The organism is Microcoleus sp. Pol12B4 (assembly GCF_036701385.1).
Classification (GTDB): domain Bacteria; phylum Cyanobacteriota; class Cyanobacteriia; order Cyanobacteriales; family Microcoleaceae; genus Microcoleus.
Window position 1 is genome coordinate 1 of the sequence record NZ_JAUBQR010000130.1, and the last position, 19,339, is coordinate 19,339.

The window sequence follows — 19,339 nt, forward strand, 5'->3', positions numbered from 1 at the left end:
CCTTCACTATTTTTTGCCGGAGATCGAGAGAATACGCTTTCATTAGGTTTGACTACAACAATGATATTTTGTTGTACTTCATTACAGCGGAATCCGCTGTAATATACCCGATCGCGCTTCTGAATGGTTTGACGACTACCAAGGCCGCGCCTTCTTTCCCGCTCTGCAAGGTCGCGCATTTTCCGAACTGGACAAAAACGGTATCAAAACAGTTTACAGCGGCGGCGAACTGATCCAACACGCGCCTTTATTCCCCGCCATTGGCAATCACGAAATTATGGGTTGCTTTGCAACCAACAGCCCACTTGGTGACCAATTTAATGATCCTTTCCCCCGCGCCGCTGCCGAGAAAATATACGCTCTCAATGCTGGATACTTGAATCCAAATCATGACTCTTCAGTGCGCGAAATGTGGCTCAAAAATAATACTTTTAATAGCGATACCTATGACGAAATTTTCACTTTACCGGGAGGCAAAAATTACTATGCTGTGACTTTTGGCGACGTGCGGTTAGTTACTTTGTATGTTACTAATATTTGGCGGACTCCGAATTTAGATCCGGGTGCGAGGGGCAGGTATCGCGAACGGGACGAAGATTTTAATAATCCCGAAAAATGGGGATACGGACAGCATATTTTTGAGCCGATCGTCAAGGGCAGTGCTCAATATACTTGGCTGCAACAAGAGTTAAAGAGTTCGGAATTCCAGCAGGCAAAATATAAAATTGTGATGTTTCACCACCCGCCGCATTCTCTGGGTGACAATATTGTACCTGCTTATACTGACCCTGTGCAAATAGTCGATCGCGCTGAGAATGGCGAGATTAAAATGGTGCGTTACGAGTATCCGAAACAGCAAGATTATCTGATTGGGGATGTAGTGCCGCTACTAGAAACAGCGGGGGTGCAGTTGGTATTTTACGGACATTCGCACTTGTGGAATCGATTTGTAAGTTCCAGGGGAATGCACTTTTTAGAGACTTCTAATGTGGGCAACAGTTACGGTGCTTTTGCGGGGGAAAAGCGCCGATTTGTGCCGCCGGGATATCGGGAAGATTACAGCGCAATTGGAGACCCGAACGGATTGGAACCTGTGGTGCCGACTGTTGCGCCTTTGTTGGGACAAGACGGGCGGCCGCTGCCGTATATTGATAGCAATGATATTACGGCTTTTACTATTTTTGATACGGGTAGTGGTGTTGTGAGTAGCTACTATTTTGATACGCGGAAACCGGAGTCGGAAGTGGTGAAGTTTGATGAGTTTAAGTTAAGAAATTCGTAAATTGATTTAGTAGGGACAGGGCAGTGTTTAAAGCGTCTCAACTTAAGACTAAAACCCTCTATTTCTCTCGTTTATATCCAAGTCTCGATCCCCCTAAATCCCCCTTAAGAAGGGGGACTTTGAAGACTCTAGTCCCCCCCTTGTTAAGGGGGGTTAGGGGGGATCGGGGAGTTAGTGGAAATCGAAAAAATTGTGAACTCAAAGGATTAAACCTTCTCTTTCCCAGGCGGAACCAAACCAGTTTTATTCAAACCCGCATCAATCTGCCTGAGCAATTTAAAATCGTCTTCGGGTAAGGAATTAACAGGCGAGTGTTTTTCCAGAAACGAGAATGCTTGCCGAAATTCACGCGGCCGGGAGTCGATCGCACTATCAAAGTGACAAGGTACAATCCTTTGAAAATCCCAAGTCGCCACTTTATCCACCCAATCGAGAGTTTCCCTCGGCGCGCGGTTGAGAATCAAAGTCTGCAAAATCGGCGCTACCAACAACCGCCCACCTCCCCGCAAAGCCTCAAACGATCGCTCCCAATGTGTTTTCCACTTGAACGGATACAACCCGAAATAAGCTTTTCTTGAGCGTTCTGGCGCTTTGCGCGCGCTGGCAAATACCTCCGACCACGGCGGCACTTCCAGCACGCTGGGGCTAAAATACATGGCAAATAAGGCGATTCTCTGCCACCCTTTGCGCCGATTTTCGTGGGTGTCTGCCATCGTGTCCGAGGCGCTGTCTTTGGCGTGAAATAGCAGCGGGTACGAGTCGAGTTGGACGATCGCCGGCGGATTTTCGGGAATGGAAACTATGGAATCTGTTAACATCAGCGTGCGCGATCGCCTGTGAAATAACGCAACTTCAGCAAATCTGCCCAAACCGAGGTCGAGGGGGCCGAGAATTGCCCAGTCAAATTGATCGGCTAACGGGGTGTTGCTGCTGTCAAAGGGCAGTATAGAGGTGCGTTTGGCAGGCAAACCCAGCCAACTCAGCGGCAAATTCACGGGGAAACTCCACTGCTGCGGGGCGACAAACACCTGCGCTTCGGGAAAACACCTCGCAAAGGGGCCGACAAAAACTTTGTGCTCGATGCCGGAAACCGTTGTCAGCAGGATGTACTTCACCTCGCCGTGCTCTGCTACTAACTCTTTTACCAAGCGGATGCACTCAGGAGTGGGTGCAACGGGGGCGTAGACGAGAAGGCCTTCGGGTTCTAATTTAATTACTGTCATCCGAATCGGGACGACTACGTAGAAAATGCCTTGTAGCTGGTCAAAAGTCCAGATTGTGTCTTTAACTATTTCCTTGCGGATGGTGCGCCGCTTGCTGTAGGGATAGAGGGGGACGACTGGCCAAAAGGCCCAAGAATAGTCCCGAGAATCAATCTGTGCTGATGTTGGTATGCCTTCGCCCTCTGCCACTGGTGCGACTCCTTGCCGATTTTTTTGTACGTGCGTGCGATCGAACTATTGTTAGTTATAGATTAAGTTATCGTCTTGATCAATCGGCTGTTGAAACTGCTGCATAGAGTCAAACGAAGTCTGCCTCTGCGGACTAAGAGATCGAGAATGAATTTTTAGCTAGCTTGTCCTGATACAATGATAAGCTCGCAAAAATTTCTCAACTTAGTAGATATGACTCAAAACTACCGCATCACTCTTTTACCAGGAGACGGCATCGGCCCTGAAATTATCGCTGTGGCGGTAGATGTCCTGAAACTTGTCGGTCAACAATTGGACATCGGCTTTGAATTTCAAGAAGCTTTAATGGGCGGCGCTGCTATTGACGCAACAGGCAATCCGCTGCCAGAAGAAACACTCTTAAAATGCCGCGACTGCGATGCAGTATTGTTAGCAGCAATTGGCGGTTACAAGTGGGATAATTTGCCCCGCGAACAGCGCCCAGAAACGGGATTATTAGGACTGCGCGCTGGATTGGGATTGTTTGCAAATTTGCGTCCGGCGACTATTTTACCGCAATTGGTTGATGCTTCTAGTTTGAAAAGGGAAGTTGTCGAAGGCGTAGATATTATGGTCATCCGCGAACTCACAGGCGGTATTTATTTCGGCAAACCGAAAGGTATTTTTGAGACGGAAACAGGCGAAAAACGGGGTGTTAATACGATGGCTTATACCGAGTCGGAAATTGACAGAATCGGGCGAGTCGCTTTTGAGACGGCTAGGAAGCGGGGAAAAAGGCTGTGTTCCGTTGATAAAGCGAATGTTTTGGATGTTTCGCAACTGTGGCGCGATCGTATTATTGCCCTTTCTTCAGAATACCCGGATGTCGAACTTTCTCACCTCTACGTTGACAATGCAGCAATGCAGTTAATTCGCTGGCCGAAACAGTTCGATACAATTGTCACCGGCAATTTATTCGGCGACATTCTTTCCGATGCGGCGGCGATGCTAACTGGTAGTATTGGAATGCTGCCTTCTGCTAGTTTGGGAGCAAGCGGGCCGGGAGTTTTTGAACCCGTGCACGGTTCCGCACCAGACATCGCCGGACAAGATAAAGCCAATCCCATCGCCCAAGTTTTGAGTGCGGCAATGATGTTACGTTACGCCTTAAATCAGCCGGAAGCTGCTAATAAAATCGAGCAAGCAGTTGTCGAAGTTTTGAATCGAGGTTATCGCACTGGTGATATCATGTCGGAAGGCATGAAACTCGTCGGCTGTCGGGCGATGGGCAATGCTTTAATTGAAGTTTTGCAAGGTTGATCTATTTATTTTGTAGATACTGTCTTGACCTGTAAAGGGGTAGCGTTCAAATAATTGGGATCGAAAGGCTTTTGGGATTTGAAAATCCCAAAAGCCAAATGCAGAAACTTCCGATATCAGTGCATCAATTACCTGCATTTTGACCTTTCCACTACCCCATAATCGCACAGCGAGTCGGTTGGAGTAACGGGTTGCAAGGCATCGACTACATCCTGCAGATACAACGCCTTTTTTCGTCGGACGTTTCCAGTACAAGAGAAACGAGTTCTGCCTTTAACTGAAGTTTCAGAAGTGCGATCGCGCTTGAGTTAGACCAGCATAGGCTGCTAATTGACGCAGCATCAAGTTGCGGATGAATTGGAGGTGAATGTAACCACTCTAAAAAATTGGGAAGCGGGTAGACATATTCCAAAACTTTATCTCGAACAAACGAAAGTTTTGTGCGACCTCCTGAAGCTTTCCTTAGACGATTTGGTAGATTAACAAAGCAAAATAAGCAATAGCAAAAGTAACACCGATCGCACCTATTCCATGTCTAATCAAAAAGTGCGATCGTCTCTTCTCTTCCCCTCTTAAAAAAAATGCCCGTATTGTGCAGCGGCGATTGATTTAGAAAAGTGCAAGATCCAAACTTAAGCATGATCTCGCAATATGGTGTTTGTTCGGGGTAATCCTCCGGTGGTTTCCCCTACATGATAACTGCGGGTCTTGTACAATTAGGTAGTTTGTAAAAATTAACACATTTCTCTCTATTTAAAATCTTTATTTTAAAATATCTTTCCGCTTCTGCAATAGCAAAGTCGCGGTCAAATAAACTGCTGCGTGCAGACCTAAAATTTCCCTATTCCGATCTAAGTTTTGCCAAGTCGGTTCGTAGACTGCACTCTTCTCGAATAACTGCGGTAAGATTGTGCGATCGCACAATCTTACCGCAGTTCCCTCAACCGTTCACATAATAATCCCGCGTTCCCTTCGCATTCATCGCTTCCCCGAGTCGATTTAACCCGTACACATAAGCAGCAGTTCTCATGGAAACTGACAATTCCTGAGATTCTTTCCAAATTGCTTCTGTTTCTTCGACCATTTTATGCTTTAACCGCTGGTTGACTTCCTCCAGCGTCCAATAAAGTCCGCTGCGATTTTGCACCCACTCGAAATAACTAACCGTTACGCCTCCGGCATTAACTAAAATATCAGGAATTACGTGAATTCCCCTCGTTTCTAAAATCAAATCAGCAGCAGAATCAATGGGACCGTTAGCTACTTCAAAAATAAACTTAGCCTTAACATCATTAACATTGGCTTCCGTTATTTGATTCTCCAAAGCGGCTGGAATTAGCACGTCTACATCTAATGCTAAAAGTTGCTCATTTGTCAAGATTTCGTGTTCGATAATATTGCAAACAGAGCCTTCACAGTAAAGAGCTTTGATACCTTTGTTAGAGTCTTTAAAGCGTCGGATACTGGGGATATCCAGCCCTTGTTTAGCATAAATCCCCCCTTGGGAATCGCTGACAGCAACAACTTTGTAACCTGCTTTCCAGAGCAGTTCAGCTATTTCGGCACCTGCATTACCAAAACCTTGTACTGCTACAGTGGTATCTTGAGGATTGAGTTCAAATTTGGGTAAAATAGTTTCTACTACAAAAAAAGCACCCATTGCTGTTGCCGTATCTCTGCCCAGACTGCCACCAATTGTCACTGGTTTTCCTGTCACCACCGCTGGAGAAAGCTGCCGCTTAATAATATTGTATTGATCCATCATCCAACCCATAATCATGGGATTGGTGTAGACATCCGGCGCGGGAATATCGACATCGGGGCCGATGAAATCTGCGATCGCATCGACATAGCCCCGGCTCAACCGTTCCAATTCCAGTTTAGACAATTCCTTGGGATTGAGAGTAATTCCGCCCTTGGCTCCTCCAAAAGGCAAGTTCAAAACTGCACATTTAAAAGTCATCCAAAATGCTAAGGATTGCACTTCATCAAGGGATACTCCCGGATGATAGCGAACTCCTCCTTTAGACGGACCTCTGGTATTGTCGTAGCGCACCCGATAACCTTGAAAAATTCGCAGGGAACCGTCGTCCATCCGCACGGGAATAGATACAATTAAACTGGATTTGGGATATTTCAGCCGTTCGATCGTATCCTCGGAAAGGGACACATATTTTAAGGCTCGTTCTAATCGGCGACTGGCATCGGCAAATAATGAATCAGACATAAGAAGTTAGTTGACTGTTGACTGTTGTTAGTTGACTGTTGTCAAAGAGAAGAAGGCTTGGAGTGCTTAAGCTAATTTAATCACAATCCTGGTTGAATGCTGCCTCCTTTCTTCTGACAACAGTCAACTACCTTGTGTCGATCGATAATCTCGCAGTGCCAAGCAGCGATTAAGCAGATACACTTACAATAGAAGGTGATATTTAACCTCAAGCCGCAATTTGAGTTCGATTGCTCAAATTACAGCCAGCCATCAGGGGAATTAAATTCTGAAATAGATCGAGGCTTTAGCTGACGTTAGAAACTGAATTATTATTATGGTTGGACTCCTAGCCGCACTCTCTGCGTCTGCGGCAGGGGGTATGAGAATTGCCCTGCCCCTGCTGTTAATTGGTTTGTTGCGGATTGACAAACTTTGGTCAGAAATACCTTTATTGTCGGGGGTCCCCCCCCAAGTGGCTATCACCATCTTGGTGAGTTGGTCGCTCTTAGAGTTATTTGCTTCTAAAACTTTTGTGGGACAGCGGGTGCTACAAATTGTGCAAATTATTTTCAGCCCCATTGTAGGAGCAATTATGGGAATTACGATCGCTCAATTAAGTTTGATCGATGAAATTATTGCTCACCCTTGGATGCTGTGGATAATTGGTATTGTCGGAGGTTTGTTGGCTTTAGTGCTGCAACTGGTACAAGCAGGATGGTTTTATCGGCTGCGGGGTTTGCCGATTTGGGTGATTTTCCTCCAAGATGTTCTGTGCATTTCCTTGGTTTTGTTTGCCTTTGACGCCCCGCGGCAGGGAGGGTTAGTTGCGATGATGCTGCTGTGGCTGGCAATTCGCAGTTCTAAAGAGTGGTATCGCTGGTACAAAAGTCAGGGAATACCGGGCGATAGGGGAAATCCCCGCCGTCGCAAGCACGATCCTGATTAATTATTGATTAGTTATTGGCGATTAATCATATCGTTTACGGTTGTTTCGGAATGATTTAACCGCAGAGACCGCAGAGGGCGCTGAGTTTGAGAAGAAAGAGATGAATAATTCCGCTCCCAACGGATTTGATATCATTAGTGATTTGTAACAACAGTCAACAGTCAACAGTCAACGGTCAACTGTCAACTGTCAATTTAAAGCAATCCGATCGAATGTAGCGGGCCCTGACCCGTAATTAACTCCAGCAATAGTGCCACAAAACCAATCATCGCCACACGACCGTTCCAGACTTCAGCCCCCGTCGTCAAACCCCACTCCCACTGCTCTTGAGGGTACATTTTCACTGTCTTGGAAGGGCGTATAACATCCGAGAATTTAACGCTGGGAGATTCTATCGACTCAATGACTAAATCGGCCAAGGCTTCAATAAACACTGGATGACTATTCAGGGCTGGCACTCGGTAGAAATTCTGAATCCCCGACTCTTCTGCTAATTCCCGATACTCCATGTCAATTTCTTGTAGAGTCTCGATGTGTTCGGAAACGAAACTAATCGGAACTACCAACAAATCTTGCACTCCATTTTCTGCCAATTCGGTAATGGCGTCTTCGGTATAAGGCTTGAGCCATTCCACCGGGCCAACCCGACTTTGATAAGCTAGAGTGTGTTCGTTTGATCGGTTCAAATGTTCCATAATCAGACGAGTGCAATCTTCAATCTCGCGCTGATAGGGGTCTCCAGCCTCTTCTACGTAGCTGAGGGGGACGCCGTGGGCGCTGAAAAAGATGTGAACTCGATCGGGATCAGGATTGTGGTCCAATTCTTGGGCAATCAATTCCGACATTGCCTGAATGTAGCCTGGCCGCTGATACCAAGAAGGAATCGCGGTATATTCGATATCCTTGAGAGCTGGATCTTTCCCCCACATTTCTTCTAGCTGCCGGAAGCTAGAACCGCTGGTGCTGATGGAAAATTGAGGATACAGCGGCAAAATGGTCAAATGTTCAATGCGATCGCGCTTAATTTTAGCGAGTGCCTCTTCGGTAAAAGGATGCCAGTAACGCATCCCCACGTAAACCCGAGCATCCTGTCCCTTTTCTTGCAAGAGTTGTTGCAGCGAAGCCGCTTGTTCCTCGGTAATCCGCCGCAAAGGAGAGCCGCCCCCGATTTGGCGGTAGTTTTCCTGGGATTTTTGAAAGCGCAGGGTCGAAATCAACCAGGCGAGCGGTTTTTGCATCCACGGAAACGGAATGCGAATGATTTCCGGGTCAGCAAACAAGTTGAACAGGAAAGGACGGACATCCTCGATTTGATCTGGCCCGCCCAAGTTTAATAGCAATACTCCCACACGACCCATAGCGGTTACAGCTCTCCCATCGTCTCAGTTCTGTTACTTATCTTTATCATATAACTTAATAATATCTTAAGTCGATAGCAAGGTATACATAATTTTGACTGTGGCAACATTTTTTAGAGATTTAAGTTATCGGTATCAGTGGCTCTAGGATGCGATCGCGCGTCTAGCTGCGAGTGAGCGTAGGCGGCAATGCTCGTTTGGGCCTGCTAGCCTGAGAAAATTTGACCGTCAGCGCCGAAGCTAAAGTTTTAGACCTTTGCTGCGGTAGCGGTCAAACTAAGCAATTTCTGGTGCAATATTCCTAGGATGTCACAGGAGTTGACGCTGCGCCAATATCTCTGCAACCGACCAGGAAAAATGTGCCATCAGCCAATTATGTAGAAGCTTTTGCCGAGTCGAGGCCTTTTGCCGACTGTCAGTTTGACTTGGTAGACAGCAGCGTTGCGATGCACGAAATGCGATCGGCACAGTTGCGACAAATCTTTTAAGAAGTGTAGCGCGCGATCGAGTACAGTGGTCTATTCATTTTGGTAGATTTTAATCTACCCACAAATCCGTTATTTTTGCCAGGGTTGGCTGTATTTTTGTGGTTGTTTGAGACTGAAACTGCATGGAAGTTGAGCGAAACTGACTTGGAAAGTTTGTTGGCAAAGGTAGAATGGCGATCGTACAATTTTAAAGAAGCTCAATAACCCAAAATTTATGCGAGCTGCAGCATTCAAGTAATCCAAGTTCAAAAGTCATCTCAAATTCGGCAGCATCGTCGCGCATCAAATCCAGTCAACAGCCATGCCCTGAGCGAAGCCGAAGGGTCAACAATCACCGAGGGTGCAACCAGAATCGATCTAATTTATTATCTGTGTTTATCTGCCCTCATCTGCGGTGAAAAAAAGAGAAGGTATTAACCGCAGATAACAATGGATTGACGCTGATTCACGCAGATAAAGAGAATAAATTTGATATAATTAGTCAACAGTCATTAGTATACAAAATTACCTTTTCTTGCCAACACTCTGGAAAAGCATCTGCGTTGATATGCGTTGATCTGCGGTTTCCCTAGCACTCAAAAAATCTGCAATAAGTCTACTAATGACTCCTGACTAATGACTCCTAACTAAACAAACTTTTTCGCTGCTGCCAAAGCAGCCTCAAACTTGAGCAATACATCCTTTTCGGTGTGAATAACTTTCTCTTGTTCCAGCAGGGGGCGGCCAAAGCGAAAAATACCGTCCTGTTCTACGTGGTCTACATAAGGCAACGTTTCTGGATGTGGCAAAAATTTTCTGCCGATGGTGTACGGCGTGTGGAAAGAAAAACTAAAATCGGGAAACTTGTCGCTCTTGATTTCCAGATAGTAAAGCGAGTAATAATCTTTGGTTTCAGAGTACGCACATTCGCGGCACTTATTTACAAGTTTGCGGTTCTGATAGAAAAAATCCCACTTGTCCCAATAGTAGCCATCTTTCATCATTTCCTGGTGGTCGTCGCACAGTTCGAGATATAATTTGTCAGCATCCGCCGGACGGTAGAAGTAAAGCATGGCGTAAGGCATTTCAATCAGTAACTTGACTGCTTGATTTTTTCGCTGGTACCATTGCTGCTGGTGAGTTTCGTAGATTTCCTTATATTTATTAATTGCTTTAAAGCTGTTGAGCTGGTTTTCTTTGGCCCAACGCGACGCCCACACTGTCCAGTAAGCTAGCTGGAAGGTTGCTGAAATTTCCGCCGAACCTTGTTCTTTCCAGTCGGCAATGATTTTTTCCCAAGCTGAACTGAAAGCTACTCGCGATTGTTCGTTTTCGGCGGGGTTTTCTATATTGATGGGGGGAGGTATTTGGTGATTATTTTTAATCAGCCCTTTGGGTTCTTGGCGCCAATTATTAATATCGGTTGGCGTTAGACTTAAGATCAATCTTCTGTCGTGAACGGGATATTCTAAATGGATTCCTGATTTGCGGAAAGAGCGGTATTCTAGAACAGGGAGTTTGTCTTGTTCAATCCACTGCTGGCGTTCTGCTGGCGAACACTTGAGCATTGCTTCTAATTCAGCAGGATCGACGGCTAATTCACTTTTGAATGTCTCCCAAAATCTTTCTTGTTCGGCTGGATTTGCTTCCAGCAGGGATACAATTCGGTTGACGAGATGATCTGTTTTGTCTTGGCAATTTTCAGGAAGTCCTAAGAAGTGGAGGAGTTTGGTCTTGAGTATTCGTCTGGCAGAGATTAGCTCGGCTAACATGAGAAGCTCCAGTAGAGTCATGACTTGCGCCCTTGAATAGGCAAGATTTGCACAAGTCTTATATATCTTAATAGATTCTCTTGGGTTGTCGGCAATTGAAATGTCTGCGCCAGCGAAGCTATACCGAATGCGGGTGCGAGTCCGTTGCGGTAGGGAATCGCCCAACCTCCACCTCTGTCTCAGCAAAAATACTCAAAACAAGACCAAAAGGTCGATCGACCTTTTGCCCTTTTTGGCTAAAATCGATAATTGCGATCGCGCACCCACAAACTCACAGGCACAGCATGGCCTGTTTTGTCAACCTTTACTTCTACCAAAAATGATTGTCGTTGCTTCCTTTGAGCTTCGCTAATGTCCTGATTGACTTTTTCCCTTTCATCCTCTGGCATATAATAAGTTTCTAAGCCGTATTCCATCTGCCAACCGTTATATTTGCCCTTAATAGCGATTTGATTTGCAAGCAAATTGCCAGGATTTTCTAGACTGACGCGGACGGGTTTCCAAGCTTGGGGCCGGCCGGAATTAGTCGGGGCTTTTGGGGCTTCTAAGATTACATAAAAACTGGTTTGGGGCTTGACATTGTGCGTATTTTGTGGACAAAAAACTGCGGGCGGACAATATATTTTTTCCGTGGGTAAATCTTTCCAGCCGGGGAGTTTTCGGAGATTTGTGAGATCGGAAATATCATATCTCAAAACTTGGTAATATCCGCGCAAAAAGTCGTAAGGGTCTACTGGTGCTGTTTGCAGGACAACAGTTTTGCCAGTAATAAAAGTGTAAACTGCGGTTGCGGGTACGGCGGCAATTAGTCCGATTTGCAGCAGCAAAGGAACCCACAGCCGCCACGCGGGTAGGCGTTTCGCAGCGGGGGGAAGGGTGAATGATGGGGGATTAGCGCTGGTATCTGCTATTTCGGAACTTTGATCTGTTGAATCTGGATTTTCGGTGTTCATATTGGGAATTGGGAATTGGTTCGCAGAAGAATATCGTTGAGCTTTGAATCGGCATAATCATCTTCCCAGTGCAGTGCAAAGGGGACGATCGCACTATAGTAGAATGCTCCTATTCATCGGGGATTTTTGCGAAGTGGCGCTCGAACCACAAACCCGCAGCAATTACGCCTATTCCGCACAAAACAAATACAAAAGATTTGAGCAACAATCCTGTATTATATTCAAACACTCGGCTGATAATTTGCAGGGTGATTAATACCATGCCTCCCCAAAAAGTCTGGCGGTTTCCTAAAGCTAAACCTTCTCGGATTAAGCCGACAGCGAGCAAAAATAAGAAAACATTGAACAGAAAAGTCGCTAATTGAGGAATGGGCGTAAAATTGAGGTGAAAAAGCGGTATTAAGGCGCTGGCGAGGATTAAAATGCCGATCGCACCTGTACTCAAATCCACACCATTTTGTTTTGGTCGCCGCAGTTCCAAACGTCCCAAGCGCAGCCACTCAAACACCGTGAAACCGCCCAAAACAGCCACATTTGCCAGCAAAACCCAATCCGGCTTAGTTGGCGCAGGATTCGGCGAATCTTGCCACAACCAGTGGAAAGAAAGAAAATAAAATAAACTGGCGAGAAACAGCAGTGCTAAACTGCGGGCGGTAGGTTGAAACAGCTTGCTGCGTACCTTCGGCCAGATTGCATCGTCGTATCCCCACAGCAAAGCGGGCGGTAGGGCGCAAAAAATTGCTGTACCCCAGGTTAGATTTAAGCCTTGGACGATAGAAACTTGTAGGGAAAAAATTATCGCGATCGCACTTATGGCAAAAATAGCACGCGATCGACACCAATAAGCCAGCGGCACAAACATTATACTGGCTGCGATCGGCATTTGCCGCACCAAAACTTCCAGCCAAGAAAACTCGACTTTGGAAGACCAATCTAACACCGCCAGCCAATAGCCCAAACCGATTAAAAGTGCGGACAAAACGCCCAAGGAAGTCAACCGCAAACTGTAAGCCATTCCGAGCACGCCGATTCCCCAAGCAAGGAAAAGTCCGTAGGAAGAACCGCCAATATGGAACATTTGCGCCATCAATGCCATATTTGCTCCTAAAATCAGAGCTCCTAATAGCAACAATCCTTCACCTAGGAGTTTGTTTCGCCCTTTTGTTGCGGGCATATTGGGATGGGAGTTTTTGCTTCGGGATGGGGGAATTCGCCACAGATAGAAACCTGCTGCATTGACTGCTACGAAAAGACTTAGCAGCAGTGCAACTCTCACTTCGCGCGACCAAACTTGCCAGTTTGCCGCTACAAAGGTGATGACTCCTATACCGAGGAGAATGCCGCCGAGACTCATCAGAATGGTGAGGAATCGGTTGCGGGAGGCGGTTTCGAGTGTGTTGAATTGGTAGCGTTCGGAAAGTTGTTGGTAGAATGAAGTGTCGATGAGTCCTTCTGCTTGCCAGAGTTTGGCTTGTTCTCGCAACTCGCGCCGAAATTTATCTGAAATCATTGTTTATATTCCAGAGGATTTGAACTCAATACGGTGTAGTTAAGCCCGATCCCCCCTAGCCCCCCTTAAGAAGGGGGGGACAAGAACTTACTCAAAGTCCCTCTTTTTAAGGGGGGGACAAGAACTTACTCAAAGTCCCCCTTCTTAAGGGGGATTTAGGGGGATCTCCGGGGAATAAACAGTTTTAACTGAACCGTACTGGATTTGAACTGTGATAGTTTTTAATATGTCACTTGTGCGTCGATTGTCGATGGAGGCTGGGACACCTGCTGAACTTGCACAGCAGATTTGATTGATATCCTTCGGCTGTTGAAACCGTTTCTACATAAACAAACTCCCAGCAGAAAGAAACGAATAAATCAAGGAATGTAATATTATGGTACAAGCTCAATCTAAAAAATTAACTTTTGACGAGTACCTTAATTACTCAAATGATACGGGTCAACGCTATGAGTTAATTGATGGGGAGTTAATAGCTTTGCCACCAGAATCTGAACCTAATAATTTCATTGCTAACTATCTATTTTTCTATCTTGCTAGCAGGGGGCTAGTGCCACTCAGGCTGATTAAAACGCATAATTGCGAGGTTCAAGTTGCCGTTTTGCGATCGGGAGATGCGGCCAACCGCTACCCCGATTTGATAATTCTGGAACCTGAACATATTCCGCTGACAGCAACCAGGCTAACTATCACTTTCGATATGCTGCCTCCTCGGTTTGTTGTGGAGGTAGTGAGTCCGGGTAGAGTGGGCAGGGATCGGGATTACGAGCGCAAACGAGCTCAGTACGCAGCGCGGGGCATTGCAGAGTATTGGGTTATCGATCCAATTGAAGAAGTTGTGACGGTTTTGCGGCTTGAGGATGGGCAATATGTTGAGGTTGGGGGATTTCGGGATGGGGAGGCGATCGTATCTCCGATGTTTCCACAGCTAAGTTTGACGGTTCAACAGATTTTGAGTGGAGAGGTTTAAGGGCGGATCAATAGCTAATTGGTTAGCATTCATCTAACCACCTACCGATTAGTAAAAATCTCCACCCTCAACCTGATTGAGGCCATGTTTCAATCCCTGATAGGGATTTAGGTTGATTGCAACCTGTAAGTTTCGCTAACAGTCACACCATTTTTAGATAGTGACGTGAGAATATCATCAACCTTACTTTGCTAAATAAATCTAGGCGGGGAAAACCATATTTCCCCGCCTAAGCCCTGTAACCCTTAACCAACAATAAATGCACCAACCCTATTTTCAGCCATACCGAAATACATAAAGTGTTCAAAGCCACTTTTGAACAAGCCTTGAGTAGCGGCTAGGTCAGGATTTCAGCCTATGTTGGATGAAAATAGAGGTAGGGTTGCCTAGTGGCAACCCTACCCACGGCTAGCCAAATTTAAAGTAATATTTGGTTAACTGTAAACTGGTGGTATCTTGAACTATTGCTAACAAGTCATTTCCACTATATATTTGTGTATCGTAGGCAGCACCTCCTACCAAATTTCTAGTTTTATCAAGACGAAAAGAACTCGCACTTCCTTTAAGTTCGATATAGTCCTCCGCGCTATTGTAGTCTTTTATTATAGCGTGACCAGTTCCCCGATAAAAGTTTCCGTGACCGTAGCCTAGAACAAATGTATCGTAGCCAGTACCTCCAATTAAGGCATCATATTCACCGTTGTTATAGGTAGTTGAATATGTACCGTTGTTGAAAGTAATTGAAGTAGAACCCCATAACCTATCATCACCATCACTTCCCTCTAGCACATCATTACCAGCGTCACCGTATAAATTATCATCGCCACCCCAACCATTTATGAAATCATCAGCAGTACCTCCATAAATATAATCCGCGTTAGTATTGCCATGAATGATATCATTCCCTCCATAACCGTTGGCATGAAGGCTTTCCGAACCCCTATGCCTGTGATAGTCTTTTCCGCTTGTGCCTTTATAAGTAGCCATGTCTTTGTCCTCGCAGTTGGTTAAAATTTTTTCTCGCTCTTATACCCTAATCGGCTGGTATAAAGCTTGGCAGTCAGAAAAGGTCAGAAAAAGGTCAGAAAAAAGTCGTAAATTTCGTTTACAAGTCCTTTACGCATCTTCAACCTTTTTCAATTCAGTGTCTACAGTGAAAATACTTAAACATCAACTCTTTACATATCTTTCATCAATAGTCCGGACAGTTTTCGATCACTAACGGCAGAATAAGGGTTTCAGCCTCTGTCTCAAAAAATGTCCGGAGTATTGTTACATAAAAACCTGTGCCAGCCTCTCTGACATCTCCAAATCGCCCTCACCGCGAACTCACCGCTCTCTGTGTGCCACCCTCACCCCCTCATATCCAGTTTTTAAAAAAGCACTCAGTTTTCAGGTGAGTGTGTGACGGAAAAAAGCTAGACCGCCACCGCTCCAATTTTCCGATCGCCTCAAAAACACCCGTTTTAGGGGTAACGAGAGAATGCGGGTTTCAGACGACCGTTATTGACTCCATTCTCAATAGTAAAGCAACGCAACCGATTTTTAGATTTAGCCTGATACAATGGCTAGGATATATACGGTGTAATGGTTTGACTATGTTTTAGGTGGTGTCTGGTGAAAAAATTTGCGGTGCAGAGATTTCCTTGATTTATAAGGGTTTCAGACATCGAGTTTTCCTTAAGGGGGGTATAGGGCAATTGTTGATTACCACAACCCGAAATACCCCCACGCTGTGCAGGCAGTGCCACCGCTCCGACCGCGCTAGACCAGGGCAGGTATCCGACCGTGCTAGACCTTGCCGCTAGACCTTACCGCTAGACAGTGCCACCTGTTGCACTGCCTGCCGTGCTTAGGGTGCGATTCTGGCACTGCCTGCCGTGGCAGATGTGCAATCACCCCAAACACGCCACCACCGCCCTAAATCACCGCATTCTTAACCCTCACCAGTGCCAGCCGTCCGATCGCCGCGTTGCCTCGGAGTCATCCGATCACCCTGTTGAATCTGGCAATTTGAAGGGGTAACGACAGCCGAAAAAAATTACCCCCTCAAAAAAACACCTACCCCTAGGCGCAAATTTTATCCATCAACCCGATTCAAATTCCAGTCGTAAGGCAAAAAAACGATCGCCCATCCATCACCCACAGCCGCCTCCGGCCCCAAATAACCGCCCACATACTCAGCCACCGAACCCGCCGCCTTTACAAAATCCTCGCCGTACCACTTAAAAATCTTGCTCAAATAAAGCGTCTTTTTCTCGGCATCATATCGCACCTTATCAGGATTGTGAATAAAACGGCTGGCATCCGCTTCTAGCTGAGTCCGTACCGACTCCGGGAAATAAGCCCCCCGGCGCAGCAGCGGGCACCCGACAGAAGCGCAAACTAATGCAAAATGGATGCGCGGTTCCGCAAATTCCGGCCGCAAAATTGCGTGTTCGATTTGATTGAGACTGTACTTTTTGCCGCCAATAATCGTATTTGAACGAGTGAAAAAATCCAAAAAACTCAGCCAGTTGGGAATTCCCAAAACTTTGGGACGGATCGACGCGATCGGATATACTTCCAGAACTTGAGAAATTGCGATCGCATTATACGCATTCAGCCACAACGCCAGCCGCGCATCCGCATCAGTACCATCCGCCAAATCGACATCGGCCAAACTTTCCAGCCACGCCCTCAAAACATCAGCCCCCTCAGCTTTCCAGCGCCGATAATTGACGCTGCCTAAATCGTCAACGTAGCGTTGCAGCAACTCGTCCCAAATCGTAAAGTCGATCGTACCGATCATTTATTACTATCCCTAATATAAGGCGGGCATTGCTTTAGCTTCTGCTTCTATTTAATACTACCGTCAACCCAAATAACACCTGCAACGGTAGCATTTTTTAGATTAGCCCCCTCAAACGGGCTCTGGTTAAATTAGCTTGAGTAAAATTAGTACCTTGTAAATTAGCTTACCGCCAAGCAGCCCCGCTCTAATTTGCGCCCGATAAATTAGCTTCCCTAAAATTTGATCCTCTCAAATCTGCCCCTTGCAAATTCGCATTTGCTAAACTCGCGTACCGCAGGCGAATGCCGATAAAATCGCCGCCCGGACACTGGTTAGTTTACCACAACTAATTGATTTGCTGGGGGGTTAGGTGCAATCACTGGTGTAGCCAAACCGAAAATTATTCCCTATGAAACTGCTCCCTAAGTTACAGATTTCCTGCTCTTTACATTCTACAATCTTAAAAGATTCTTACTTTCAATTTCAACGGGGATCGGTTTCTTCCGGCATAACACCAATCCCACTTTGATCTGCAATTTTTTAATTTCCCCTTACCTCCATAACACACTATGAGCGATCGAACCAACTTTTTCGATAAACTGTTAGCGGCTGTTGAAACAAATCAAAGTTTGCTCTATTTAGCCCTCGACCCCGACCCGGAAACCTTGCCCGCGCTGGTTTCTATGACTGGGGAAGAGACTCAAACTTTTGTAACTGATTTGTTGTCAAAGCTGAAAAGTGCGATCGACCAAACAGCCGATTTAATCTGTGCCTGCAAAATCACCCTCGGTTTTTACCAATCTCTCGGTATTCCCGGTTGGGCATTGCTGCAAGAAATTTTAACAATTATTCCCCCTCACCTGCCAGTAATTTTAGATGCCAAACACTGCGATTTAAATACCAGCACAGTGTTTGCCAAAATTGTATTTCAAGACTGGCGAGTTGACGCTATTACTTTAAGTCCCTATCCCGGATTCGACCAAGTAGCGCCATTTTTGTTATACGCTGGAAAAACTGTTTTTGTCCTCTGTGCCACCGCCAACCCGTCAGCGGCGGCTGTGCAAGAATACCCGACGCCAAACAACCCTTTTTACTTGCAATTAGTCCGACTCTCTCAAACTTGGGGAACTCCCGAAAAAGTCGGTTTAGAAGTAGGAGTATTGCCGGATATGTTAGCCCGCATCCGCAAAGAGGCTCCTGAACGCCTAATTTTAGTCGAAGGAGACATCGGCGAAGAAAATGACCTCACAGAAGAAAACGACCTCGCCCAACTGCTGGCGGCCGGTTTAAGCAAGAATGGTGAAGATTTGCTGCTGCCAGTCCCCCCAAGTTTATTAGCGGGGAAAGAGCCGCGCCGAGAAATTGAGAAATTGCGGGATAGTATTAATAAACAGAGGCTGCGGGCGATCGAAGGTAGTCCCACTTGCGAATTGTGGCTGCCGGATGTTTGCTTTTTACAACCGGAACCTCACCGCGATTTAATCTTGCAACTTTATGACATCGGCTGCGTAGTTTTTGGCGATCACGTACAAGCATCGGGAGCCGTATTTCCATATTACATCGACTTGCGGAAAATTATTTCAATTCCCCAAATTTTCCACCAAATTGTCAGCGCTTATGCAGACATTCTCAAAAATTTAAAATTCGATCGCATTGCCGGAATTCCCTACGGTTCTTTACCCACAGCAACCGGTTTAGCCTTGCGGATGGAACGCCCGATGATTTTCCCGCGCAAGGAGGTGAAAACTTACGGTGCAGGTAAATTGATTGAGGGGCATTTTCAGGCAGGAGAAACGATTGTCGTAGTCGATGACATTTTGATTAGTGGCAAAAGCGTAATGGAAGGCGCAGCTAAGTTAAAATCGGCTGGCTTGAATGTGGAAGATATCGTGGTATTAATCGACCACGAACAGGGAGTCAAAGATAAGATGCAGGCCAATGGTTATCGCGCACATTCTGTGTTAGCGCTTTCGGAAATAGCTGAAGTTTTGTATCGAGCAAATCGCATCGATACCGAGCAATTCAATCTTTTGACAGCCGAACATTAAACCCTAATTCCTCTAGGGCAGAGTTTTACCAACCATAATCGCCAAAAATTAATAATCTGAGCAACCCGCCCCCACTCAATGTACGCTTTTTCCCTGATATCGGAAGTTAGTGCATTTGGCTTTTGGGATTTTAGAATCCCAAAAGCGTTTCGACCCCAATTATTTGAACGCTACCCCTTGACAGACCAAGACAGTATCTACGATTTTATGTTTATCTGCAATTAAACATAAAAAAAATCCCCCATTGGGGGCAATACGCTTGGGTTAAAACTGTTTATTCCTCGGAGATCCGCCTCGCATCCCCCTGGTTGTTGGGGGACTTTGAGTAAGTTCTTGTCCC

General features: G+C 45.9%; 16 protein-coding genes and 2 pseudogenes. 8 read left to right on the forward strand and 10 right to left on the reverse strand.

All coding sequences use genetic code 11. The features are described 5' to 3' along the window. Positions 1–85: 85 nt before the first annotated feature. A pseudogene (locus QUA38_RS17920) lies at positions 86–1,282 on the forward strand (metallophosphoesterase family protein); the annotation flags it as partial. 206 nt (positions 1,283–1,488) lie between these two features. Here the strand turns inward: QUA38_RS17920 and QUA38_RS17925 are convergent. After that, the gene (locus QUA38_RS17925; RefSeq protein WP_333164000.1) at positions 1,489–2,694 is read right to left on the reverse strand and encodes a DUF4336 domain-containing protein; all 1,206 of its coding nucleotides are present in this window, start codon (positions 2,692–2,694) and stop codon (positions 1,489–1,491) included. A 213-nt stretch (positions 2,695–2,907) separates the two neighbouring features. Here QUA38_RS17925 and leuB point away from each other — a divergent pair, with 213 nt between their 5' ends. Next, positions 2,908–3,993, forward strand: coding sequence for a 3-isopropylmalate dehydrogenase (gene leuB, locus QUA38_RS17930; protein WP_333164003.1), 1,086 nt, complete (start codon positions 2,908–2,910; stop codon positions 3,991–3,993). 330 nt (positions 3,994–4,323) lie between these two features. Continuing rightward, complete coding sequence (locus QUA38_RS17935; protein ID WP_333164005.1) at positions 4,324–4,476, forward strand: helix-turn-helix transcriptional regulator; 153 nt, start codon at positions 4,324–4,326, stop codon at positions 4,474–4,476. Positions 4,477–4,933: 457 nt separating this feature from the next. On the opposite strand, the gene QUA38_RS17940 is transcribed toward QUA38_RS17935, so the two are convergent. Further along, the gene (locus QUA38_RS17940) at positions 4,934–6,220 is read right to left on the reverse strand and encodes a Glu/Leu/Phe/Val dehydrogenase (RefSeq protein WP_333164008.1); all 1,287 of its coding nucleotides are present in this window, start codon (positions 6,218–6,220) and stop codon (positions 4,934–4,936) included. 316 nt (positions 6,221–6,536) lie between these two features. On the opposite strand from QUA38_RS17940, the gene QUA38_RS17945 reads away from it, so the two are divergent. Continuing rightward, positions 6,537–7,148: a DUF4126 domain-containing protein gene (locus tag QUA38_RS17945; protein WP_333164011.1), complete on the forward strand. Its 612-nt coding sequence runs from the start codon at positions 6,537–6,539 to the stop codon at positions 7,146–7,148. A 194-nt stretch (positions 7,149–7,342) separates the two neighbouring features. Here the strand turns inward: QUA38_RS17945 and hemH are convergent, their stop codons facing one another. Beyond that, entirely contained in the window at positions 7,343–8,506 is a 1,164-nt protein-coding gene (hemH, locus tag QUA38_RS17950) for a ferrochelatase (protein WP_333164014.1), read from the reverse strand. 359 nt (positions 8,507–8,865) lie between these two features. Between hemH and QUA38_RS17955 the strand changes: the two genes are divergently transcribed. Then, positions 8,866–8,994 (forward strand): class I SAM-dependent methyltransferase, encoded by a 129-nt coding sequence (locus QUA38_RS17955; RefSeq protein ID WP_333164017.1) that lies wholly within the window; start codon positions 8,866–8,868, stop codon positions 8,992–8,994. Positions 8,995–9,033: 39 nt separating this feature from the next. After that, positions 9,034–9,198: a hypothetical protein gene (locus QUA38_RS17960; protein WP_333164020.1), complete on the forward strand. Its 165-nt coding sequence runs from the start codon at positions 9,034–9,036 to the stop codon at positions 9,196–9,198. A 422-nt stretch (positions 9,199–9,620) separates the two neighbouring features. Here the strand turns inward: QUA38_RS17960 and QUA38_RS17965 are convergent, their stop codons facing one another. From QUA38_RS17965 to QUA38_RS17975, 3 genes are all read right to left on the reverse strand, one after another. Further along, the gene (locus tag QUA38_RS17965; protein WP_333164022.1) at positions 9,621–10,745 is read right to left on the reverse strand and encodes a hypothetical protein; all 1,125 of its coding nucleotides are present in this window, start codon (positions 10,743–10,745) and stop codon (positions 9,621–9,623) included. A 236-nt stretch (positions 10,746–10,981) separates the two neighbouring features. After that, positions 10,982–11,698 carry a GDYXXLXY domain-containing protein gene (locus QUA38_RS17970; protein ID WP_333164024.1) on the reverse strand — a complete coding sequence of 239 codons (717 nt, stop codon included), beginning with the start codon at positions 11,696–11,698 and terminating at the stop codon, positions 10,982–10,984. A 109-nt stretch (positions 11,699–11,807) separates the two neighbouring features. Then, positions 11,808–13,208 (reverse strand): DUF2157 domain-containing protein, encoded by a 1,401-nt coding sequence (locus QUA38_RS17975; RefSeq protein ID WP_333164026.1) that lies wholly within the window; start codon positions 13,206–13,208, stop codon positions 11,808–11,810. A gap of 376 nt (positions 13,209–13,584) precedes the next feature. On the opposite strand from QUA38_RS17975, the gene QUA38_RS17980 reads away from it, so the two are divergent. Beyond that, positions 13,585–14,178, forward strand: coding sequence for a Uma2 family endonuclease (locus tag QUA38_RS17980; RefSeq protein WP_333164028.1), 594 nt, complete (start codon positions 13,585–13,587; stop codon positions 14,176–14,178). A 408-nt stretch (positions 14,179–14,586) separates the two neighbouring features. On the opposite strand, the gene QUA38_RS17985 is transcribed toward QUA38_RS17980, so the two are convergent. The 4 genes and pseudogenes from QUA38_RS17985 to QUA38_RS17995 form a co-directional block, all read right to left on the reverse strand. Continuing rightward, on the reverse strand, positions 14,587–15,165 hold the full coding sequence (locus QUA38_RS17985) for a hypothetical protein (protein ID WP_333164030.1): 579 nt from the start codon (positions 15,163–15,165) through the stop codon (positions 14,587–14,589). A gap of 1,093 nt (positions 15,166–16,258) precedes the next feature. Beyond that, positions 16,259–16,969: a DUF547 domain-containing protein gene (locus tag QUA38_RS17990; protein ID WP_333164032.1), complete on the reverse strand. Its 711-nt coding sequence runs from the start codon at positions 16,967–16,969 to the stop codon at positions 16,259–16,261. Between the two features lie 97 nt (positions 16,970–17,066). Then, positions 17,067–17,132 (reverse strand): annotated as a pseudogene (locus QUA38_RS29405) (pentapeptide repeat-containing protein); the annotation flags it as partial. A 24-nt stretch (positions 17,133–17,156) separates the two neighbouring features. Further along, entirely contained in the window at positions 17,157–17,261 is a 105-nt protein-coding gene (locus QUA38_RS17995) for a pentapeptide repeat-containing protein (RefSeq protein ID WP_333164036.1), read from the reverse strand. A 259-nt stretch (positions 17,262–17,520) separates the two neighbouring features. Between QUA38_RS17995 and QUA38_RS18000 the strand changes: the two genes are divergently transcribed. After that, positions 17,521–18,999: a bifunctional orotidine-5'-phosphate decarboxylase/orotate phosphoribosyltransferase gene (locus QUA38_RS18000; protein ID WP_333164034.1), complete on the forward strand. Its 1,479-nt coding sequence runs from the start codon at positions 17,521–17,523 to the stop codon at positions 18,997–18,999. Positions 19,000–19,339 lie beyond the last annotated feature (340 nt).

What these genes read in the sequence shown, in the direction of transcription:
- leuB (WP_333164003.1), top strand. Translation starts at nt 2,908, where the DNA reads ATGACTCAAAACTACCGCATCACTCTTTTACCAGGAGACGGCATCGGC.
- QUA38_RS17940 (WP_333164008.1), bottom strand. Translation starts at nt 6,220, where the DNA reads ATGTCTGATTCATTATTTGCCGATGCCAGTCGCCGATTAGAACGAGCC.
- QUA38_RS17945 (WP_333164011.1), top strand. Translation starts at nt 6,537, where the DNA reads ATGGTTGGACTCCTAGCCGCACTCTCTGCGTCTGCGGCAGGGGGTATG.
- hemH (WP_333164014.1), bottom strand. Translation starts at nt 8,506, where the DNA reads ATGGGTCGTGTGGGAGTATTGCTATTAAACTTGGGCGGGCCAGATCAA.
- QUA38_RS17965 (WP_333164022.1), bottom strand. Translation starts at nt 10,745, where the DNA reads ATGTTAGCCGAGCTAATCTCTGCCAGACGAATACTCAAGACCAAACTC.
- QUA38_RS17970 (WP_333164024.1), bottom strand. Translation starts at nt 11,698, where the DNA reads ATGAACACCGAAAATCCAGATTCAACAGATCAAAGTTCCGAAATAGCA.
- QUA38_RS17975 (WP_333164026.1), bottom strand. Translation starts at nt 13,208, where the DNA reads ATGATTTCAGATAAATTTCGGCGCGAGTTGCGAGAACAAGCCAAACTC.
- QUA38_RS17980 (WP_333164028.1), top strand. Translation starts at nt 13,585, where the DNA reads ATGGTACAAGCTCAATCTAAAAAATTAACTTTTGACGAGTACCTTAAT.
- QUA38_RS17985 (WP_333164030.1), bottom strand. Translation starts at nt 15,165, where the DNA reads ATGGCTACTTATAAAGGCACAAGCGGAAAAGACTATCACAGGCATAGG.
- QUA38_RS17990 (WP_333164032.1), bottom strand. Translation starts at nt 16,969, where the DNA reads ATGATCGGTACGATCGACTTTACGATTTGGGACGAGTTGCTGCAACGC.
- QUA38_RS18000 (WP_333164034.1), top strand. Translation starts at nt 17,521, where the DNA reads ATGAGCGATCGAACCAACTTTTTCGATAAACTGTTAGCGGCTGTTGAA.